The 16,057-nt window shown below is 66.4% G+C and carries 16 protein-coding genes; 13 read left to right on the forward strand and 3 right to left on the reverse strand.

All coding sequences use genetic code 11. The features are described from left to right. Window positions 1-3 precede the first annotated feature (3 nt). Both ABKS89_RS03675 and ABKS89_RS03680 read right to left on the reverse strand, forming a co-directional pair. Window positions 4-1,320 carry a bifunctional DedA family/phosphatase PAP2 family protein gene (locus ABKS89_RS03675; RefSeq protein WP_348589728.1) on the reverse strand — a complete coding sequence of 439 codons (1,317 nt, stop codon included), beginning with the start codon at window positions 1,318-1,320 and terminating at the stop codon, window positions 4-6. Continuing rightward, a complete protein-coding gene (locus ABKS89_RS03680) occupies window positions 1,317-2,036 on the reverse strand; it encodes a DNA-3-methyladenine glycosylase (RefSeq protein WP_348589726.1) in 720 nt (239 codons plus the stop codon). Before ABKS89_RS03680 ends, ABKS89_RS03675 begins: the two co-directional genes overlap by 4 nt. A gap of 63 nt (window positions 2,037-2,099) precedes the next feature. Here ABKS89_RS03680 and ABKS89_RS03685 point away from each other — a divergent pair, with 63 nt between their 5' ends. Further along, on the forward strand, window positions 2,100-2,954 hold the full coding sequence (locus ABKS89_RS03685; RefSeq protein WP_138216913.1) for a class I SAM-dependent methyltransferase: 855 nt from the start codon (window positions 2,100-2,102) through the stop codon (window positions 2,952-2,954). A gap of 215 nt (window positions 2,955-3,169) precedes the next feature. Here ABKS89_RS03685 and ABKS89_RS03690 read toward each other — a convergent pair whose 3' ends face one another. Beyond that, complete coding sequence (locus ABKS89_RS03690) at window positions 3,170-4,396, reverse strand: alpha/beta fold hydrolase (protein ID WP_348589724.1); 1,227 nt, start codon at window positions 4,394-4,396, stop codon at window positions 3,170-3,172. Window positions 4,397-4,742: 346 nt separating this feature from the next. Here ABKS89_RS03690 and ABKS89_RS03695 point away from each other — a divergent pair, with 346 nt between their 5' ends. From ABKS89_RS03695 to lipA, 12 genes are all read left to right on the forward strand, one after another. Next, window positions 4,743-6,008: a glutamate-5-semialdehyde dehydrogenase gene (locus tag ABKS89_RS03695; protein WP_348589722.1), complete on the forward strand. Its 1,266-nt coding sequence runs from the start codon at window positions 4,743-4,745 to the stop codon at window positions 6,006-6,008. Beyond that, window positions 6,008-6,664, forward strand: a complete 657-nt coding sequence (gene nadD, locus ABKS89_RS03700) for a nicotinate-nucleotide adenylyltransferase (protein WP_045215141.1) — start codon at window positions 6,008-6,010, stop codon at window positions 6,662-6,664. The genes ABKS89_RS03695 and nadD overlap by 1 nt, the downstream gene beginning before the upstream one ends. Before the next feature lie 19 nt (window positions 6,665-6,683). Beyond that, window positions 6,684-7,037 carry a ribosome silencing factor gene (rsfS, locus tag ABKS89_RS03705; protein ID WP_045215138.1) on the forward strand — a complete coding sequence of 118 codons (354 nt, stop codon included), beginning with the start codon at window positions 6,684-6,686 and terminating at the stop codon, window positions 7,035-7,037. 7 nt (window positions 7,038-7,044) lie between these two features. Further along, window positions 7,045-7,512, forward strand: coding sequence for a 23S rRNA (pseudouridine(1915)-N(3))-methyltransferase RlmH (rlmH, locus tag ABKS89_RS03710; protein ID WP_015475414.1), 468 nt, complete (start codon window positions 7,045-7,047; stop codon window positions 7,510-7,512). Window positions 7,513-7,527: 15 nt separating this feature from the next. After that, complete coding sequence (gene mrdA, locus ABKS89_RS03715) at window positions 7,528-9,417, forward strand: penicillin-binding protein 2 (RefSeq protein ID WP_348589721.1); 1,890 nt, start codon at window positions 7,528-7,530, stop codon at window positions 9,415-9,417. A 44-nt stretch (window positions 9,418-9,461) separates the two neighbouring features. Further along, window positions 9,462-10,565 carry a rod shape-determining protein RodA gene (gene rodA, locus ABKS89_RS03720; RefSeq protein ID WP_138216950.1) on the forward strand — a complete coding sequence of 368 codons (1,104 nt, stop codon included), beginning with the start codon at window positions 9,462-9,464 and terminating at the stop codon, window positions 10,563-10,565. Between the two features lie 8 nt (window positions 10,566-10,573). Continuing rightward, the gene (gene mltB, locus ABKS89_RS03725; RefSeq protein WP_138216917.1) at window positions 10,574-11,596 is read left to right on the forward strand and encodes a lytic murein transglycosylase B; all 1,023 of its coding nucleotides are present in this window, start codon (window positions 10,574-10,576) and stop codon (window positions 11,594-11,596) included. Then, window positions 11,593-12,615 carry a septal ring lytic transglycosylase RlpA family protein gene (locus tag ABKS89_RS03730; protein ID WP_192404788.1) on the forward strand — a complete coding sequence of 341 codons (1,023 nt, stop codon included), beginning with the start codon at window positions 11,593-11,595 and terminating at the stop codon, window positions 12,613-12,615. Before mltB ends, ABKS89_RS03730 begins: the two co-directional genes overlap by 4 nt. A 98-nt stretch (window positions 12,616-12,713) precedes the next feature. Beyond that, window positions 12,714-13,871, forward strand: coding sequence for a D-alanyl-D-alanine carboxypeptidase family protein (locus tag ABKS89_RS03735; RefSeq protein WP_138216919.1), 1,158 nt, complete (start codon window positions 12,714-12,716; stop codon window positions 13,869-13,871). A 190-nt stretch (window positions 13,872-14,061) separates the two neighbouring features. Further along, window positions 14,062-14,361, forward strand: coding sequence for a DUF493 domain-containing protein (locus ABKS89_RS03740; protein ID WP_045215124.1), 300 nt, complete (start codon window positions 14,062-14,064; stop codon window positions 14,359-14,361). After that, a complete protein-coding gene (gene lipB / locus ABKS89_RS03745) occupies window positions 14,361-15,014 on the forward strand; it encodes a lipoyl(octanoyl) transferase LipB (protein ID WP_045215121.1) in 654 nt (217 codons plus the stop codon). Before ABKS89_RS03740 ends, lipB begins: the two co-directional genes overlap by 1 nt. After that, window positions 15,011-16,006, forward strand: coding sequence for a lipoyl synthase (gene lipA, locus ABKS89_RS03750; RefSeq protein WP_192290498.1), 996 nt, complete (start codon window positions 15,011-15,013; stop codon window positions 16,004-16,006). The genes lipB and lipA overlap by 4 nt, the downstream gene beginning before the upstream one ends. The last annotated feature ends 51 nt before the right edge of the window (window positions 16,007-16,057 follow it).

Raw genomic sequence — 16,057 nt, forward strand, 5'->3', positions numbered from 1 at the left:
GGGTCAGAGCGGCGTGTAGCGGTGAATCGCCGCTGACAGGCCCCAGGCGCTGGCCACTGCCAGCAGCACCATGGCGGTCGGCAGCAGGCTCCACCAGATGCGCGGCGCCAGGGCCGGCAGCTCGCTGCTGCGCTGGCTCAGCCACAGGCTGGCGGCGCACACCGAGGCGCCGAGCAGGGCGCCGGCGATGATGTCGCTGGGCCAGTGGGCGCCCAGGTACACGCGCGACAGCGCGATGCTGGCGGCGGGGATCACCGCCAGCAGCATCCAGGTCAGGCGCACGCGCGGGGATTTCTCCCGGCTGGCCAGCACGCCGAGCACCAGGAAGAAGGCGAAGGACGCCGAGCTGTGTCCGCTGGGCATGCTGAAGGCGGACAGCGGGTCGGCGATCACTTCCGGGCGTGCGCGGCTGAACAGGTGCTTGAGGGTGGTGTTGAGCAGCGCGGTGCCGACCATGGTGCCGGCGGCGAAGAACGCGTGGCGCCACAGTCGCAGCGCGGCCAGCAGCACTGCCAGCAACGCGCCGGCAATGAACTGGGTGCGGAAGTCTCCGACACGAGTGACGGCCACCATTACATCGTCCAGCCAGGCGTGGCGGTGTTCCTGCACCAGTGTCATCAGCCCCTTGTCCAGGGCGTCGAGGTGCGGCCAGCCGATCAGCATGGCAATCAGCAGCGCGAAGCAGCCGACGGCGCCGAGCAACGCAGCCTTGCGCTCCTTGCGCAGCTCGGCGTGGATGATCAGTGCCAGCACCGCGGCGACGCACGCGGCGACCACCCCGGCCTCCGGCCAGAAGCCCTCGGGCAGTGGCAGGCGCATCGCCGCGCCGGTGGCCCAGCCGGGCACCAGGTAGGCGATCGACCAGCCGGCGGCGGCCACGACGGAGACCGCCAGGAAGCGTCCGAAAGGCATGTCGAGCATGCCGGCGATCATCGGCAGGAAGGGCCGCAGCGCCCCGATGAAACGGCCCACCAGCAGGCTGGCGACACCGTAGCGGTGGAAGAAGCCTTCGGCGGCCGCCATCCATTCCGGATGGTGGCGCAGCACCGGCAGGCGGCGGATATCCTGGTGGAAGTGGCGGCCGATCCAGTAGGACGACACATCGCCCAGCAAGCCGCCGAAGAACGCCAGCGCCAGGGTTTCCCCCAGCCCGAGGGCGCCGCTGCCGGCCAGCACGGCGATGGCGAAGAGCATCACCACGCCGGGCAGGATGATGCCGATGACGGCGGCGCATTCGAGGAAGGCGACCAGGAACAGGACCAGGGCGAGCCATTGCGGATGGGTGGCCATCCAGGTGTTGAAGGCGGCGAGATCGATCATCGGAAGGTGGCGTCCTGGGTTCCGAGCAGGTGGTAGTCATGGCCTTCGACCTGCCCGCGGCGCAAAGGGTTGCGCGTGCAGAAGCTGGCGAAGGCGGCATCGACGAAGCGGTATTGCAGGTTTTCGTCGCGGCCGTGGGGAATGCCCAGGCGCGCGGCCTGGATGACCAGCGAGGGCTGCTCGCCGAGGTCGTCGACGAACAGGCGCTGCGGGTCGAAACGCTGGGCGTCCCAGTCCGGCACCTTCAGGCCCATGGCGCGGCAGAGCAGGGTCTGGCCGGAGCACAACTTGCCCAGCGCGCGCTCGCTGCCGTCGGCGGCGGGGTTGAGCTGGCGCATGCAGGCCAGGGCGGCGTCGCCGGAAATGCGATCGAGCCAGGGGTGGCCGGACTTGATCAGTACCGCATTGCCCGCGCCGCCGGCGCTGAAGTTCAGCGAGTCGCCGCCGCGGGCGTAATACATGTAGATGTGCCCGCCATCGAGGAACAACGCCTTGCGCTTCTCGGTGTAGCCCAGCGAGGCGTGGCTGCCTTTTTCGGCGAGATAGTAGGCCTCGGTCTCGATGATCCGCGCCGACAGCCACAGCTCGCCGACCCTGTGGCGGATCACCTTGCCCAGCAGCTCGCGGGCGACGGTGAGGGCGTCGCGGTTGAAGAAGGCGTCCGGCAGCGGATTCGCATCGGGCCAGGGCAAACTTAGGTTGGGTTCGGCGGGCATCGGATTGTCGCGGTTCTCGGGCCGGTCTTAGGCTGGGGGATCATAACAACAAGATTCTTAAGCATGGCTGAACGGATCCGGGCCGACAGCGCCCACATCACCCCCAGCGCGCACTACACCGGTTACGTCTGGTATCGCCACCAGCTGGCCGATCCGGCCTTCGCCACGGCGTTCGGCCGCTGGGTGCATGGCTGCGTGGCACCGATCAACTGGGGCGCGCGGATCGGCTTCGGGCTGAATATCGAAGACTTCCTGTTACAACGTCACCTGCTGATCGATGCCCGGCTGACCCAGGCCATCGAATTGCGCGGTGTTACCCAGGTGGTGGAGATCGCCTGCGGGCTTTCGCCCCGTGGCCGGCGCTTCCGTGAGCGCTATCCCCAGTTGACCTACCTCGAAGCCGACCTGCCGCCGATGGCTGCGCGCAAGTCGGCGCTGTTGCAGGAGCAGGGCTGGCTGGACGGCAAGCACCGCGTGCGGGCTGTGGATATCCTCGCCGAACAGGGCGAGCAGTGCCTGGCGGCGCTGCTTGCTGAACTGGACCCGGACCGCCCGGTGGCAGTCATTACCGAGGGCCTGGTGAACTACTTCCAGCGACCGGTGATCGAGGGCTTCTGGCGCCGTCTGGCCGCTGCGCTGCGGGTGTTCCCGGAAGCGACCTACCTGACCGAACTCTATCCCGACCTGCGCGAGCATCCGCGCTACCGGCAGATCCGCTGGGGCGTCGGGCTGATCGGCCGGCTGACCCGTGGCGGCTATCCGCTGCATTACCGCAGTGCCGGCGAGATCGAGCAGGCGTTCAACGGCTGCGGGTTCGGCCGGGTGGGCGTGCTCGATCCGCAGGTGGATGGTGCGGGGCTGGGGTTGCCCAAGGGGCGGATGCCGAGTCTGGTGCGGGTGATCGAGGCGCGGGTTTAGTTCCTGGGCTCGCGAACAGTGCCAATGCAGGTCGACGGTGTCAGCGCGTTTCCCTCACCCCAGCCCTCTCCCAAAGGGAGAGGGAGCCGATCATGCCGGCTGATACTGCCGTTTCGCCTCACGCCGAACAGTCCCCTCTCCCCTTGGGAGAGGGTTAGGGTGAGGGGAATGCCTGAGCGCCGGGGCGCCCAGGGTTTCAACCAGCCAGCGGTCCTTCAAGCCGCACACGCCCCCTGCTGCATCGGCACCACCATTGCCGCCAGCGCCGCGCTGGCCTGCGGGTCGCCGTGGGCGAAGATGAAGGCCAGGCCGTCGCCGCTGTAACGCAGCGGCAGGATATCCAGCTCCGGCAGGCCGGCGGCGGCCAGTTTCCAGCCGCGCGAAGGACGATCGGCCGGCAGCGCGACGCGGATCAGTCCGCCGAAATACCCCAGCTCCGCCAGCTCGCAGCGCCATTCGCCACCTTTCCCGTTGCGCAGCACGGCGCGCGTGTCGGCCGGCGCCAGGCGCGGTTCGAAGCGGCGTTCCAGGTGCAGCAGCTGCTGGCGCTGGAAGCGTGTGCTGCCGGCGGCGCTGCGCGGCAGTGCTTCACCGCGCAGGAACGGGTTGTACAGCCGCGCGCAGGCATCGCGGCGCTCGAACTGGGCCAGGTGGTCGGCGTTGTGGATCAGCGCGAACTCGGCGTCCGTGCAGGCGTGGGCAAATTCGGCATGCTCCCAGGGCTGGGTGAAGTGGTCGTACTCGCCGGCCAGCACCAGGGTCGGGCACTGCGGGTGGCGGTCGAAGCCGCCGAAGGCCAGCAGGCGCTGGCTGTTCTGCCGGTAGCGCTCGATCTCCGCCGGGGTCAGACGCTGCAGCTGGCGCAGCAGGGCCTTGCGGAATACCGGGGAAACTCCCGTATCGGCCAGGCGCAGCGGGTTGATCAGGCCGGTCAGCACACCGTGGGCGAAAGGCGTCTGCTCGCCCAGTTCCAGGCGCGCCAGAGCCTCCACCAGCAGCGCGCGGGCGCCGGGGCGGCCGAAGGCAGTGATGCCGGCCAGCAGCAGGCGGCCGCAGCGCGCCGGGTGGCGGGCGGCGAACAGCGCGGCGAGCGCCGAGCCGTAGGACAGCCCGATGGGCATCAGCGGCGGCAGTTGCAGGGTTTGCGCAAAGGCGGCGATCAGGTCAGCCAGGTCTTCCAGGCTCAGCTGCGGCGCCAGTTGCAGGTTGCCGCCCTGGCTGGGCAGGTCGAGCAGGATCACCGGGTGCCCGGCGAGCAGCTCCGAGACCTCGCAGGCGAAGGAGCGGAAGCTCTGGAACGCGCCGCCCAGCAGCAGGACGGGCGGGCGTGGATCATCTTCCCTGGAGGAAAAGGCCTGGTAGTGCAGTTGCCAACCGTCCAGTTCCAGCACCGCGGGGGCGGCGGTCAGGGACTGGGCGCTGTAATCGGTGCGATAGCGCATGGCAGTTCTCCGGCGGTGGACCGCCTCTTGTTGTTCTTCCCTGGCCTGAGTCCCTGGCATGCGAGCACTGCGGGGGCAACTAGCCGCGTGGGCCGTTGCCTTTTATTTATGGCCAAGGAAAAGTGGCAACGGCCCCCGGGCAAGGTAACCAGCGGATACGAATTTGGTTACCCAACCTTCGGGCGGCAGGGCGGGGTGGGGAGTGACAGATGTAACCGGCAGGCGGGGGATGGCGGGCGCTGGCGTTACGCGAAGCGCGTCGCTGACCGGCGGGCTGCTGTGGCTGGCCGCTGAGGGGGCGCTCCCGCTATACTTGCGCATTTCCCTCACGCAGACGCGTTAGATCATGACCGAGTCCGTTCTCGACTATATGAGCCGCCTGGGCCGCGCCGCCCGTGAAGCGTCGCGCGTTGTCGCGCGCGCCACGACCGCGCAGAAGAACCAAGCCCTGCTGGCCGCAGCCGATGCCCTGGACGCCGCCCGCGCCCAGTTGACCGAAGCCAACGAACAGGATCTGGCCAATGGCCGTGCCAACGGTCTGGAGCCAGCCATGCTCGACCGCCTGTCCCTGACGCCGGCGCGCATCGACGACATGATCGAAGGCCTGCGCCAGGTCGCTTCGCTGCCGGACCCCATCGGTGAGATCCGCGACATGCGCTACGTACCGTCCGGCATCCAGTTGGGCAAGATGCGCGTGCCCCTGGGCGTGGTGGGGATCATCTACGAATCCCGGCCGAACGTGACCATCGACGCCGCCAGCCTGTGCCTGAAGTCCGGCAACGCCACCATCCTGCGCGGTGGCTCCGAGGCGATCCACTCCAACCAGGCGATCGCTGCGTGCATCCAGACCGGTCTGGCCGCCGCCGGCCTGCCGGCCAGCGCCGTGCAGGTGGTGGAAACCACCGACCGCGCCGCTGTCGGCGCGCTGATCACCATGCCCGAGTACGTGGACGTCATCGTTCCGCGCGGTGGCAAGGGACTGATCGAGCGCATCAGCCGCGACGCCAAGGTCCCGGTGATCAAGCACCTGGACGGCATCTGCCACGTCTACATCGACGTCGCCGCCGACCTGGACAAGGCGATCCGCGTCGCCGACAACTCGAAGAACCAGCGCTATGCGCCGTGCAACACCATGGAGACGCTGCTGGTTCACGCCGGCATCGCCGACCGCGTGCTGCCGCCGCTGGCCGCCATCTACCGTGACAAGGGCGTGGAATTGCGCGGCGACGCCGCCACCCGCGCACTGCTGGGCGCCGACGTGCTGGAAGCCACCGAGGAAGACTGGCGCACCGAGTACAACGCACCGATCCTGTCGATCCGTATCGTCGACGGCCTCGATGCGGCCATCGAGCACATCAACACCTACGGCTCGCAGCACACCGATTCGATTGTGACCGAGAACTTCACCGACGCCCGCCGCTTCCTCACCGAAGTGGACTCGGCCTCGGTCATGGTCAACGCCTCGACCCGCTTCGCCGATGGTTTCGAATACGGCCTGGGCGCGGAGATCGGCATTTCCACCGACAAGCTGCACGCCCGCGGCCCGGTCGGCCTGGAAGGCCTGACCAGCGAGAAATACGTGGTGTTCGGCGACGGACACGTGCGGACCTGATGAACAAGGCGCGTTCCCGTCGGGTCGGTCTGTTCGGTGGCACCTTCGACCCGGTGCACATCGGTCACCTGCGCAGTGCGCTGGAGATGGCCGAGCAGTTCGAATTCGACGAGTTGCGCCTGATCCCCAACTTCCGCCCGCCGCACCGCGACACCCCCCAGGTGAAACCGGAGCAGCGGCTGGCGATGGTCGAACTGGCGGTAGCCGGCGTGACCCCGCTGGTGGTCGATGACCGCGAGCTGAAGCGTGACAAACCCTCCTACACCATCGACACCCTGGAGTCGCTGCGTGGGGAGCTGGATGAGCAGGACCAGTTGTTCCTGCTGGTCGGCTGGGACGCATTTTGCGGCCTGCCGACCTGGCATCGCTGGGAAGAGTTGCTGGAGCACTGTCATATCGTCGTGCTGCAGCGCCCGGATGCCGACAGCGAGCCGCCGGAAGACCTGCGCGACCTGCTGGCGGCGCGCAGTGTTGCCGACCCGAAGGCGATGACCGGCCCCGCCGGGCAGATCACCTTCGTCTGGCAGACGCCGCTGGCAGTATCCGCCACCCAGATCCGCCAACTCCTGTCGCAGGGGCGCTCGGTGCGCTACCTGGTGCCGGATGCGGTATTGAACTATATCGAGGCGCACGGCCTGTACCAGGCGTCTCACTGATCAAGCTAGAGAGTCATACATGCAAACCGAACAACTGGTCGAACTGACCATCGCCGCCCTGGAAGATCTCAAGGCGCAGGACATCACCGTCATCGACGTGCGCGAGAAGACCAGCATCACCGACGTCATGGTCATCGCCACCGGCGCCTCCAGCCGTCAGGTCAAGTCGCTGGCCGACAACGTCCTGGAAAAGGTCAAGGAACAGGGCGTTCGCCCGATCGGCAGCGAAGGCCAGGAAGGCGGCGAATGGGTCCTGATCGACCTCGCCAACGTCGTGGTCCACGTCATGCAGCCGGCTACCCGCCAGTTCTATGACCTGGAACGCCTGTGGCAGGGCGCCGAGCAGAGCCGCGCTCACCACAGCGCCGAGTAAGCCTGCCGTGCGTCTGCGTCTGATCGCGGTCGGCTCGCGCATGCCGCGCTGGGTGGAAGAGGGCTGGGCGGAGTACGTCAAGCGCCTGCCCTCGGAGCTGTCCCTGGAACTGGTGGAAATCCCGCTCAACACGCGCGGCAAGAATGCCGACGTGGCGCGGCTGATCCGCCAGGAAGGCGAGGCCATGCTGAGCAAGGTCCAGCCGGGGGAACGCATCGTCACCCTGGAAGTCGAAGGCAAGCCCTGGAGCACCCCCCAGCTGGCGCAGGAACTCGACCGCTGGCGCCTGGACGCGCGCACCGTCAACCTCATGGTCGGCGGGCCGGAAGGCCTGGCGCCGGAGGTCTGCGCGCGCAGCGAGCAGCGCTGGTCGCTGTCGCCGCTGACCCTGCCGCACCCGCTGGTGCGGATCCTGGTCGGCGAGCAGATCTACCGCGCCTGGACGGTTCTGTCCGGGCACCCCTACCACAAGTAGTCGTAGCCGTTTTCGATGCCGCAGCCGATACAGCTCAAGGACCACGAGAAGGACGCCCGTCTGGTCCGCGCCCGCGTCATCGTCGGCGGGGTGGCGATCTTCCTGCTCGCCCTGGTGCTGGTGGCGCGCATGTATCACCTGCAGGTGACGCAGTACGACTACCACTCGACGCTGTCGGAGAACAACCGCGTCCATGTGCAGCCGATTCCGCCCAATCGCGGGCTGATCTTCGACCGCAACGGGGTGATCATCGCCGACAACCGCCCCAGCTTCAGCCTGACCATCACCCGCGAGCGCACCGAGAACCTGCAGGAGACGCTCAAGACCCTGGTGGAGATCCTCGGCCTCACCGAGGAAGACAAGGCCATCTTCGAGAAGCGCATGAAACAGGGGCGCCGGCCATTCGAGCCGGTGCCGATCATGTTCGAGCTGTCCGAGGAGCAGATCGCCCGCATCGCGGTGAACCAGTATCGCCTCAACGGCGTCGATGTGGCCGCGCAATTCGTCCGCCATTACCCGCTGGGCGAGCACTTCGCCCACTCGGTCGGCTATGTCGGGCGGATCAACGAGGCGGAACTGAAGAAGCTCGACCCGGTGGCCTATTCGGGCACTCACCACATCGGCAAGACCGGCGTGGAAAAATTCTACGAGGACGCACTGCACGGCACGGTGGGCTACGAGGAAGTCGAGACCAACGCCCGTGGCCGCGTCCTGCGCGTGCTCAAGCGCACCGAGCCGGTCTCCGGCCGCGACATCGTGCTGAGCATCGACAGCAAGCTGCAGGCCGCCGCCGAGGCCGCACTGGCGGGCCGTCGCGGCGCCATCGTGGCGATCCAGCCGTCCACTGGCGAGGTGCTCGCCATGGTCAGCCAGCCGAGCTACGACCCCAACCTGTTCGTCACCGGCATCAGCTTCAAGGATTACGCGGCCCTGCGCGACTCCGAAGATCGCCCGCTGTATAACCGCGTGCTGCGGGGTCTGTACCCGCCGGGTTCGACGGTGAAGCCGGCGGTGGCCATCGCCGGCCTCGATGCGGGCGTCGTGACGCCAACCAGTCGCGTGTTCGACCCTGGCTATTACCAATTGCCGAACTACGACCACAAGTACCGCAACTGGAACCGCACGGGTGATGGCTGGGTCAGCCTGGAGACCGCGATCATGCGCTCCAACGACACCTACTTCTACGATCTGGCCCATAAACTGGGGATCGACCGCCTGCACGACTACATGAGTGAATTCGGCTTCGGCCAGCGGGTATCCCTGGACATGTATGGCGAAGCGGAAGGCCTGATGCCGTCGCGCCAGTGGAAGCGTGCCCTGCGTCGGCAGGCCTGGTTCCCCGGCGAGACGCTGATTCTCGGCATCGGTCAGGGCTACATGCAGTCCACGCCCCTGCAACTGGCGCAGATGACCTCCCTGATCGCCAACAAGGGCAAATGGATTCGTCCGCACCTGGCCAAGACCATCGACGGCAAGCCGCCAGTCGACGAGGACCCGATGCCGGATATCAAGCTCAAGGATCCGAACAACTGGAGTCTGGTCGATAACGGCATGCAGCAGGTGGTGCACAACGCGCGGGGTACTGCGCGCAAGGTCGGCGCCACCTCGGTCTATCGGATTGCCGGTAAATCCGGTACCGCACAGGTGGTCGCGATCAAGCAGGGCGAGAAATACGACCGCTCCAAGGTTCTCGAGCGCCACCGCGACCACGCCCTGTTCGTCGGCTTCGCTCCGGCGGACAACCCGCAGATCGCCGTGGCGGTGATGGTGGAGAACGGCGAGTCCGGCTCCGGCGTCGCCGCCCCCGTACTCAAGGCCGTGACCGACGCCTGGTTGCTCGACGAGACCGGCAAGCTCAAGGCCGAATACGCACCGCAGACCACGGCGGAGGCGCCCAAACCATGACCATGAACGGAAATTTCGACCGCACGCTGTCCAGCGAAGACGTGATGAAGCGGCGCTCCAGCCTGCTGCAGCGCCTGCACATCGATGGCCTGCTGCTCCTGCTGCTGGTGACCCTCGGCTCGGTCGGCCTGTTCGTCCTCTATTCCGCCAGCGGCAAGAGCTGGGACCTGCTGATCAAGCAGGCCTCGTCCTTCGGCCTGGGCCTGGGCGCGATGTTCGTGCTGGCGCAGATCGAACCGCGTTTCCTCGCCCGCTGGGTGCCGCTGGGCTACCTGATCGGCGTGGCGCTGCTGGTGGTGGTGGACGTGATGGGCCACAACGCCATGGGCGCGACCCGCTGGATCAACATTCCCGGGGTGATCCGCTTCCAGCCGGCGGAGTTCATGAAGCTGCTGATGCCCATGACCATCGCCTGGTACCTGTCCAAGCGCTCGCTGCCGCCGGGTTTCAAGCACAGCGTGGTGGGGCTGGCGCTGATCGTCGTGCCCTTCGTGCTGATCCTCAAGCAGCCGGACCTGGGCACCGCCATGCTGGTACTGGCTTCCGGCTCCTTCGTGCTGTTCGTCGGCGGGCTGCGCTGGCGCTGGATCATCATGGCCGTGTCGGCCGCGGTGCCGGTCGCCGTGGGCATGTGGTACTTCGTCATGCACGACTACCAGAAGCAGCGCGTGCTGACCTTCCTCGATCCGGAAAGCGACCCGCTGGGCACCGGCTGGAACATCATCCAGTCAAAAGCGGCCATCGGTTCCGGCGGCGTGTTTGGCAAGGGCTGGCTGCTGGGCACGCAGTCCCATCTGGATTTTTTGCCCGAAAGCCACACGGACTTTATCATTGCCGTGCTCGGCGAAGAGTTCGGCCTGGTTGGCGTATGCCTTCTGCTGGTGCTGTACCTGCTGGTGATCTACCGGGGGCTGGTGATCACGGCGCAGGCGCAGACGCTGTTCGGCAAGCTGCTGGCCGGCAGTATCACGATGACCTTCTTCGTGTATGTGTTCGTCAACATTGGTATGGTCAGCGGACTGTTGCCAGTGGTGGGGGTACCGCTGCCCTTTATCAGTTACGGCGGAACTTCGCTGGTGACCCTGATGTCAGGGTTCGGCGTTTTGATGTCGATTCACACCCACCGGAAGTGGATCGCCCAGGTTTGATGACAAGAGTGAAGAAAGGAATGCAAGTACTGCGCGCCTGGGCTGCCAGGGGGGTGCATTGGGTCGGAATCGCGGGGGCGATCGGCATGTCCGGCGCTGCTGGCGCGGGCGACTACGATGGTTCGCCCCAGGTCGCCGAGTTCGTCAGCGAGATGACCCGTGACTACGGCTTCGCCGGCGAGCAGCTCATGGGCCTCTTCCACGACGTGGAGCGCAAGCAGTCCATCCTCGACGCCATCTCCCGCCCCGCCGAGCGGGTGAAGACCTGGAAGGAATACCGTCCGATCTTCGTCACCGACGCGCGTATCAACCGCGGCGTGGACTTCTGGAATCAGAATGCCGAGGCCCTGGCCCGCGCCGAGCAGGAATACGGCGTGCCGGCCCAGTACATCGTCTCCATCATTGGGGTGGAGACCTTCTTCGGCCGCAATACCGGCAACTTCAAGGTGATGGACGCGCTGTCCACCCTGGGCTTCGACTACCCGCCGCGCGCCGACTTCTTCCGCAAGGAACTCAAGCAGTTCCTGCTGCTGGCCCGCGAACAGCAGGTCGACCCGCTCAGCCTGACCGGCTCCTACGCCGGCGCCATGGGCCTGCCGCAGTTCATGCCAAGCAGCTTCCGCGCCTACGCCGTGGACTTTGACGGCGACGGGCACATCAATATCTGGAGCGACCCCACCGATGCCATCGGCAGCGTCGCCAACTACTTCAAGCAGCACGGCTGGCATACCGGCGAGCCGGTGGTGTCGCAGGCGGAAATCGGCACCTCCACCGCCGAAGACGCGCTCACCCAGGGCCTGGAACCGCAGATGAACCTCGGTCAGCTACGCTCTCAGGGCTGGCGAACCCATGACGTGATCCGCGACGACCTGATGGTGACCGCCATGCGCCTGGAAGGCGCACAGGGCACCGAATACTGGGTCGGGCTGCCGAACTTCTACGTGATCACCCGTTACAACCGCAGCGCCATGTACGCCATGGCGGTCCATCAGCTGGCCGGCGAGATCGCCAAGGCACGAGGTGTCCATTGAGCAAGCGAATCGCAAGTCCCGGCCTCTGGTCGTTGGCCGCCTGCGTTGGCCTGAGCACCGTGTTCCTCGCCAGTTGCACCGGCAACCGCGCGCCCCAGCAGCAGCCGGTGGCCAGCAGCGGCATTTCCGGGCCTTATGACTACAACCGCCCGCACCGCGACGGCGCACCCTGGTGGGACGTCGACGTCTCGCGCATCCCCGATGCCGTGCCGATGCCGCACAACGGGCCGTTCAAGAACAACCCCTACACGGTGCTGGGCAAGACCTACTACCCGCTCAACAACGCGAATACCTACAACGTGGTCGGCACCGCCTCCTGGTATGGCACCAAGTTCCATGGCCAGGCCACCGCCAACGGCGAGCAGTACGACCTCTACGGCATGACCGCCGCGCACAAGACCCTGCCGCTGCCCAGCTACGTCCGCGTGACCAACCTGGACAACGGCAAGAGCGTCATCGTCCGCGTCAACGACCGAGGCCCGTTCTATTCCGACCGGGTGATCGACCTGTCCTTCGCCGCCGCCAAGAAGCTCGGCTATGCCGAGACCGGCACCGCCCACGTCAAGGTCGAAGGCATCGACCCTGACCGCTGGTGGGCCTCCCAGGGCAAGCAGCCGCCGATGATCATGGCCCTGCCGAAGATGGCCTCGCAGCCTGCCGCGCAGCCGCAGGCGGTCGCCATGGCACAGCCCATCGAAACCTACACCCCGCCGCCAGCGCAGCACGCCGCGCCTGTGGCGCCGGTCCAGATCGACTCAAAAAAAAACGCTTCATTACCAGCCGATGGCCTGTATCTCCAGGTGGGTGCCTTCGCCAACCCGGACGCTGCGGAGCTTCTCAAGGAGAAAGTCGGCGGCCTGACGGGGGCGAAATCCTTTATCAGCTCGGTCGTGGTCAACCAGCAGACCTTGTACCGAGTGCGACTGGGACCGATCGGAACGCAGGATGAAGCAAGTCGGATGCAGGACAGCATCCGCGTGGCCAACCTAGGCCAACCCAAGCTCGTGCGCCTGGACTGAGATTCCACCGCACGTGCCGCAGCGGCCCGACAGAGGTCGCAGCACCCGAGTTCCCCCCAAGGGGATTGTTTGACCATTAGTGAACCCCAGAGAGACGGATGAACATCTTCAACTTCGCCAAACGCCTGTCCTTGCTCGTGTTGTTCAGCGCCCCCGTGGCCAGCTGGGCAGCTGAAGTCGTTCCCGCCGCCCCGCAGCTCGCGGCCAAGGCCTGGGTGCTGATGGACGGCGCCAGCGGCAACATCCTGGTCGAGAACGCCGGTGACGAGCGCCTGCCGCCCGCCAGCCTGACCAAGCTGATGACCGCCTACATCGCCACCAAGGAAATCGAAGGCGGCCGCATCGCCGAATCCGACCTGGTCACCGTCAGCGAACACGCCTGGCGCACCGGCGGCTCGCGCATGTTCATCAAGGTGGGCTCCCAGGTTTCGGTGAGCGACCTGCTGCACGGCATCATCATCCAGTCGGGCAACGACGCCTCCGTTGCCCTGGCCGAGCACATCGCCGGCAGCGAAGACGCCTTCGCCGACATGATGAACACCACCGCGCAGAAGCTGGGCATGACCAATTCCCACTTCATGGACGCGACCGGCCTGCCCAACCCGGACCACTACTCGTCCGCCAAGGACATGGCCACCCTGGCCCGCGCCATCATCTACGGCGAGCCGACTCACTACGCCATCTACGCGCAGAAAGAGTTCTTCTGGAACAACATCAAGCAGCCCAACCGCAACCTGCTGCTGTGGCGCGACAAGACCGTCGACGGCCTGAAGACCGGCCACACCGACGAAGCCGGCTACTGCCTGGTGGCTTCCGCCGTGCGTGACGGCCAGCGCATGATCGCCGTGGTGTTCGGCACCAACAGCGAACAGGCCCGCGCCGCCGAGACCCAGAAGCTGCTGACCTACGGCTTCCGCTTCTTCGAAACCCAGACCTTCTACAAGAAGGGTGCCGAGCTGACCAAGGCCATGGTCTGGAAAGGCTCCGAGCACGAAGTCAAAGCCGGCCTGTCCGAAGACCTGACCATGACCGTGCCGCGCGGCCAGCTCAAGCAGCTGCAGGCCAACATGGTCGTCGAGCCGAACCTGATGGCGCCGATCCAGCAGGGTCAGGTCATCGGCAAGGTCGAGGTCAAGCTCAACGACAAGGTCGTCCGCACCGCCGACCTCGTCGCACTGAACGCCGTGGAAGAAGGCGGCTTCTTCCGCCGCATCTGGGACAGCATCCGCCTGTTCTTCTTCGGTCTGTTCAACTGACCGCCCGTCCCGGTCTTGTACTTTTGTATACAAGACCGGGATTGACCCGCCCGCGCAGTCGCAAACTCGGGTAAAATGCCCGCCTGCGACTGCCTGGTCCCCCCGTGGCCCGGCGGCCGTCGTCCGATCCACCCGGAGCGCCCCCATCCCGGACGCTCATGCGGAGGCGGGCCACACGCCCGCGAGAGCCATGACTGATACTCCTGATTCCGTCGACACCAGCGAACAGCCCGCACCGAAGATCGAGTTCCCCTGCGAACGCTACCCGATCAAGGTCATCGGCGACGCCGGCGAAGGCTTCCCCGACCTGGTCGTCGAAGTCATCCAGCGTCACGCTCCGGACCTCGACATCACCACCCTGGTCACCCGCGACAGCCGCAACGGCCGTTTCCTGTCCGTGCAGGTGCTGATCACCGCCACCGGCGTCGACCAACTGCAGAACATCCATAAAGACCTGCGCGCCACCGGCCGCGTCCACATGGTGCTCTGATGGGCGAAACGCTGGGCTTTCGTGAGCTGGGGATCCTTCCTTACGAGCCGACCTGGCACGCCATGCAGCGCTTCACCGCCGAGCGCGAACCCGTCACGCCCGACGAAGTCTGGCTGCTCGAACACGAACGCGTGTTCACCCAGGGCCAGGCCGGCAAGGCCGAGCACGTGCTGTTCCCCGGCGACATCCCGGTCGTCCAGGTCGACCGCGGCGGCCAGGTGACCTACCACGGCCCCGGCCAGCTGGTCGCCTACCTGATGCTCGACGTGCGCCGCTCCGGCATTGGCGTGCGCGACCTGGTTTCGCGCATCGAGCAGAGCCTCATCGGCCTTCTCGACAGTTACGGCGTCACCGCTGTGTCCAAACCCGACGCTCCGGGCGTCTATGTGGACGGCGCGAAGATCGCATCCCTCGGCCTGCGCATCCGCAATGGCCGCTCCTTCCATGGCCTGGCCCTCAACGTGGACATGGACCTGGAACCCTTTCGACGCATCAATCCCTGCGGTTACGCAGGCATGGCCATGACCCAGCTGAGTCAGCTGGCCGGCCCCATCGCATTGGCCGATGTGCGCGAGCGCCTGCGTGGCGAACTCGTCGAACGCCTTGGCTACGCGGCACAGAAGACCCTAACGGGCGGGATCCAACCTAGATGAGCACTGTTGTGGAGAATTCCGGTCAGGCCGCCCCGGCCGCCAAACCGGGCAAGGTGGAAGTCGGCGTCAAGCTGCGCGGCGCAGAGAAGGTCGCGCGCATTCCGGTGAAGATCATCCCCACCGACGAACTGCCGAAGAAGCCCGACTGGATTCGTGTGCGCATCCCCGTTTCCCCCGAGGTCGACCGCATCAAGCAACTGCTGCGCAAGCACAAGCTGCACAGCGTCTGCGAAGAGGCCTCCTGCCCGAACCTGGGCGAGTGCTTCTCCGGCGGCACCGCGACCTTCATGATCATGGGCGACATCTGCACCCGTCGCTGCCCGTTCTGCGACGTCGGCCACGGCCGCCCGAAGCCGCTGGATGTCGATGAGCCGACCAACCTCGCCATCGCCATCGCCGACCTGCGCCTGAAGTACGTGGTGATCACCTCGGTGGACCGCGACGACCTGCGCGACGGTGGCGCCCAGCACTTCGCCGACTGCCTGCGCGAAATCCGCAAGCTGTCCCCTGGCGTGCAACTGGAAACCCTGGTCCCGGACTACCGCGGCCGCATGGACATCGCCCTGGAAATCACCGCCAACGAGCCGCCGGACGTGTTCAACCACAACCTGGAAACCGTGCCGCGCCTGTACAAGTCGTCCCGCCCAGGCTCCGACTTCGAGTGGTCGCTCGACCTGCTGCAGAAGTTCAAGCAGCTGGTCCCGCACGTACCGACCAAGTCCGGTCTGATGCTCGGCCTGGGCGAGACCGACGAGGAAGTCATCGAAGTCATGCACCGCATGCGCGAGCACGACATCGACATGCTGACCCTCGGCCAGTACCTGCAGCCCTCGCGCAACCACCTGCCGGTGCAGCGCTTCGTCCACCCGGACACCTTCGCCTGGTTCGCCGAGGAAGGCGAGAAGATGGGCTTCAAGAACGTCGCCTCCGGCCCGCTGGTACGTTCCTCGTACCACGCCGACCAGCAGGCACACGGCACCAAGATCGGCTGAGCCGCCGTTCCCTGAAAAAAGGCGCCCTTGGGCGCCTTTTTTCTTTCCAAC

The organism is Pseudomonas sp. LABIM340 (assembly GCF_040017195.2).
In the GTDB taxonomy this organism is placed as follows: domain Bacteria; phylum Pseudomonadota; class Gammaproteobacteria; order Pseudomonadales; family Pseudomonadaceae; genus Pseudomonas.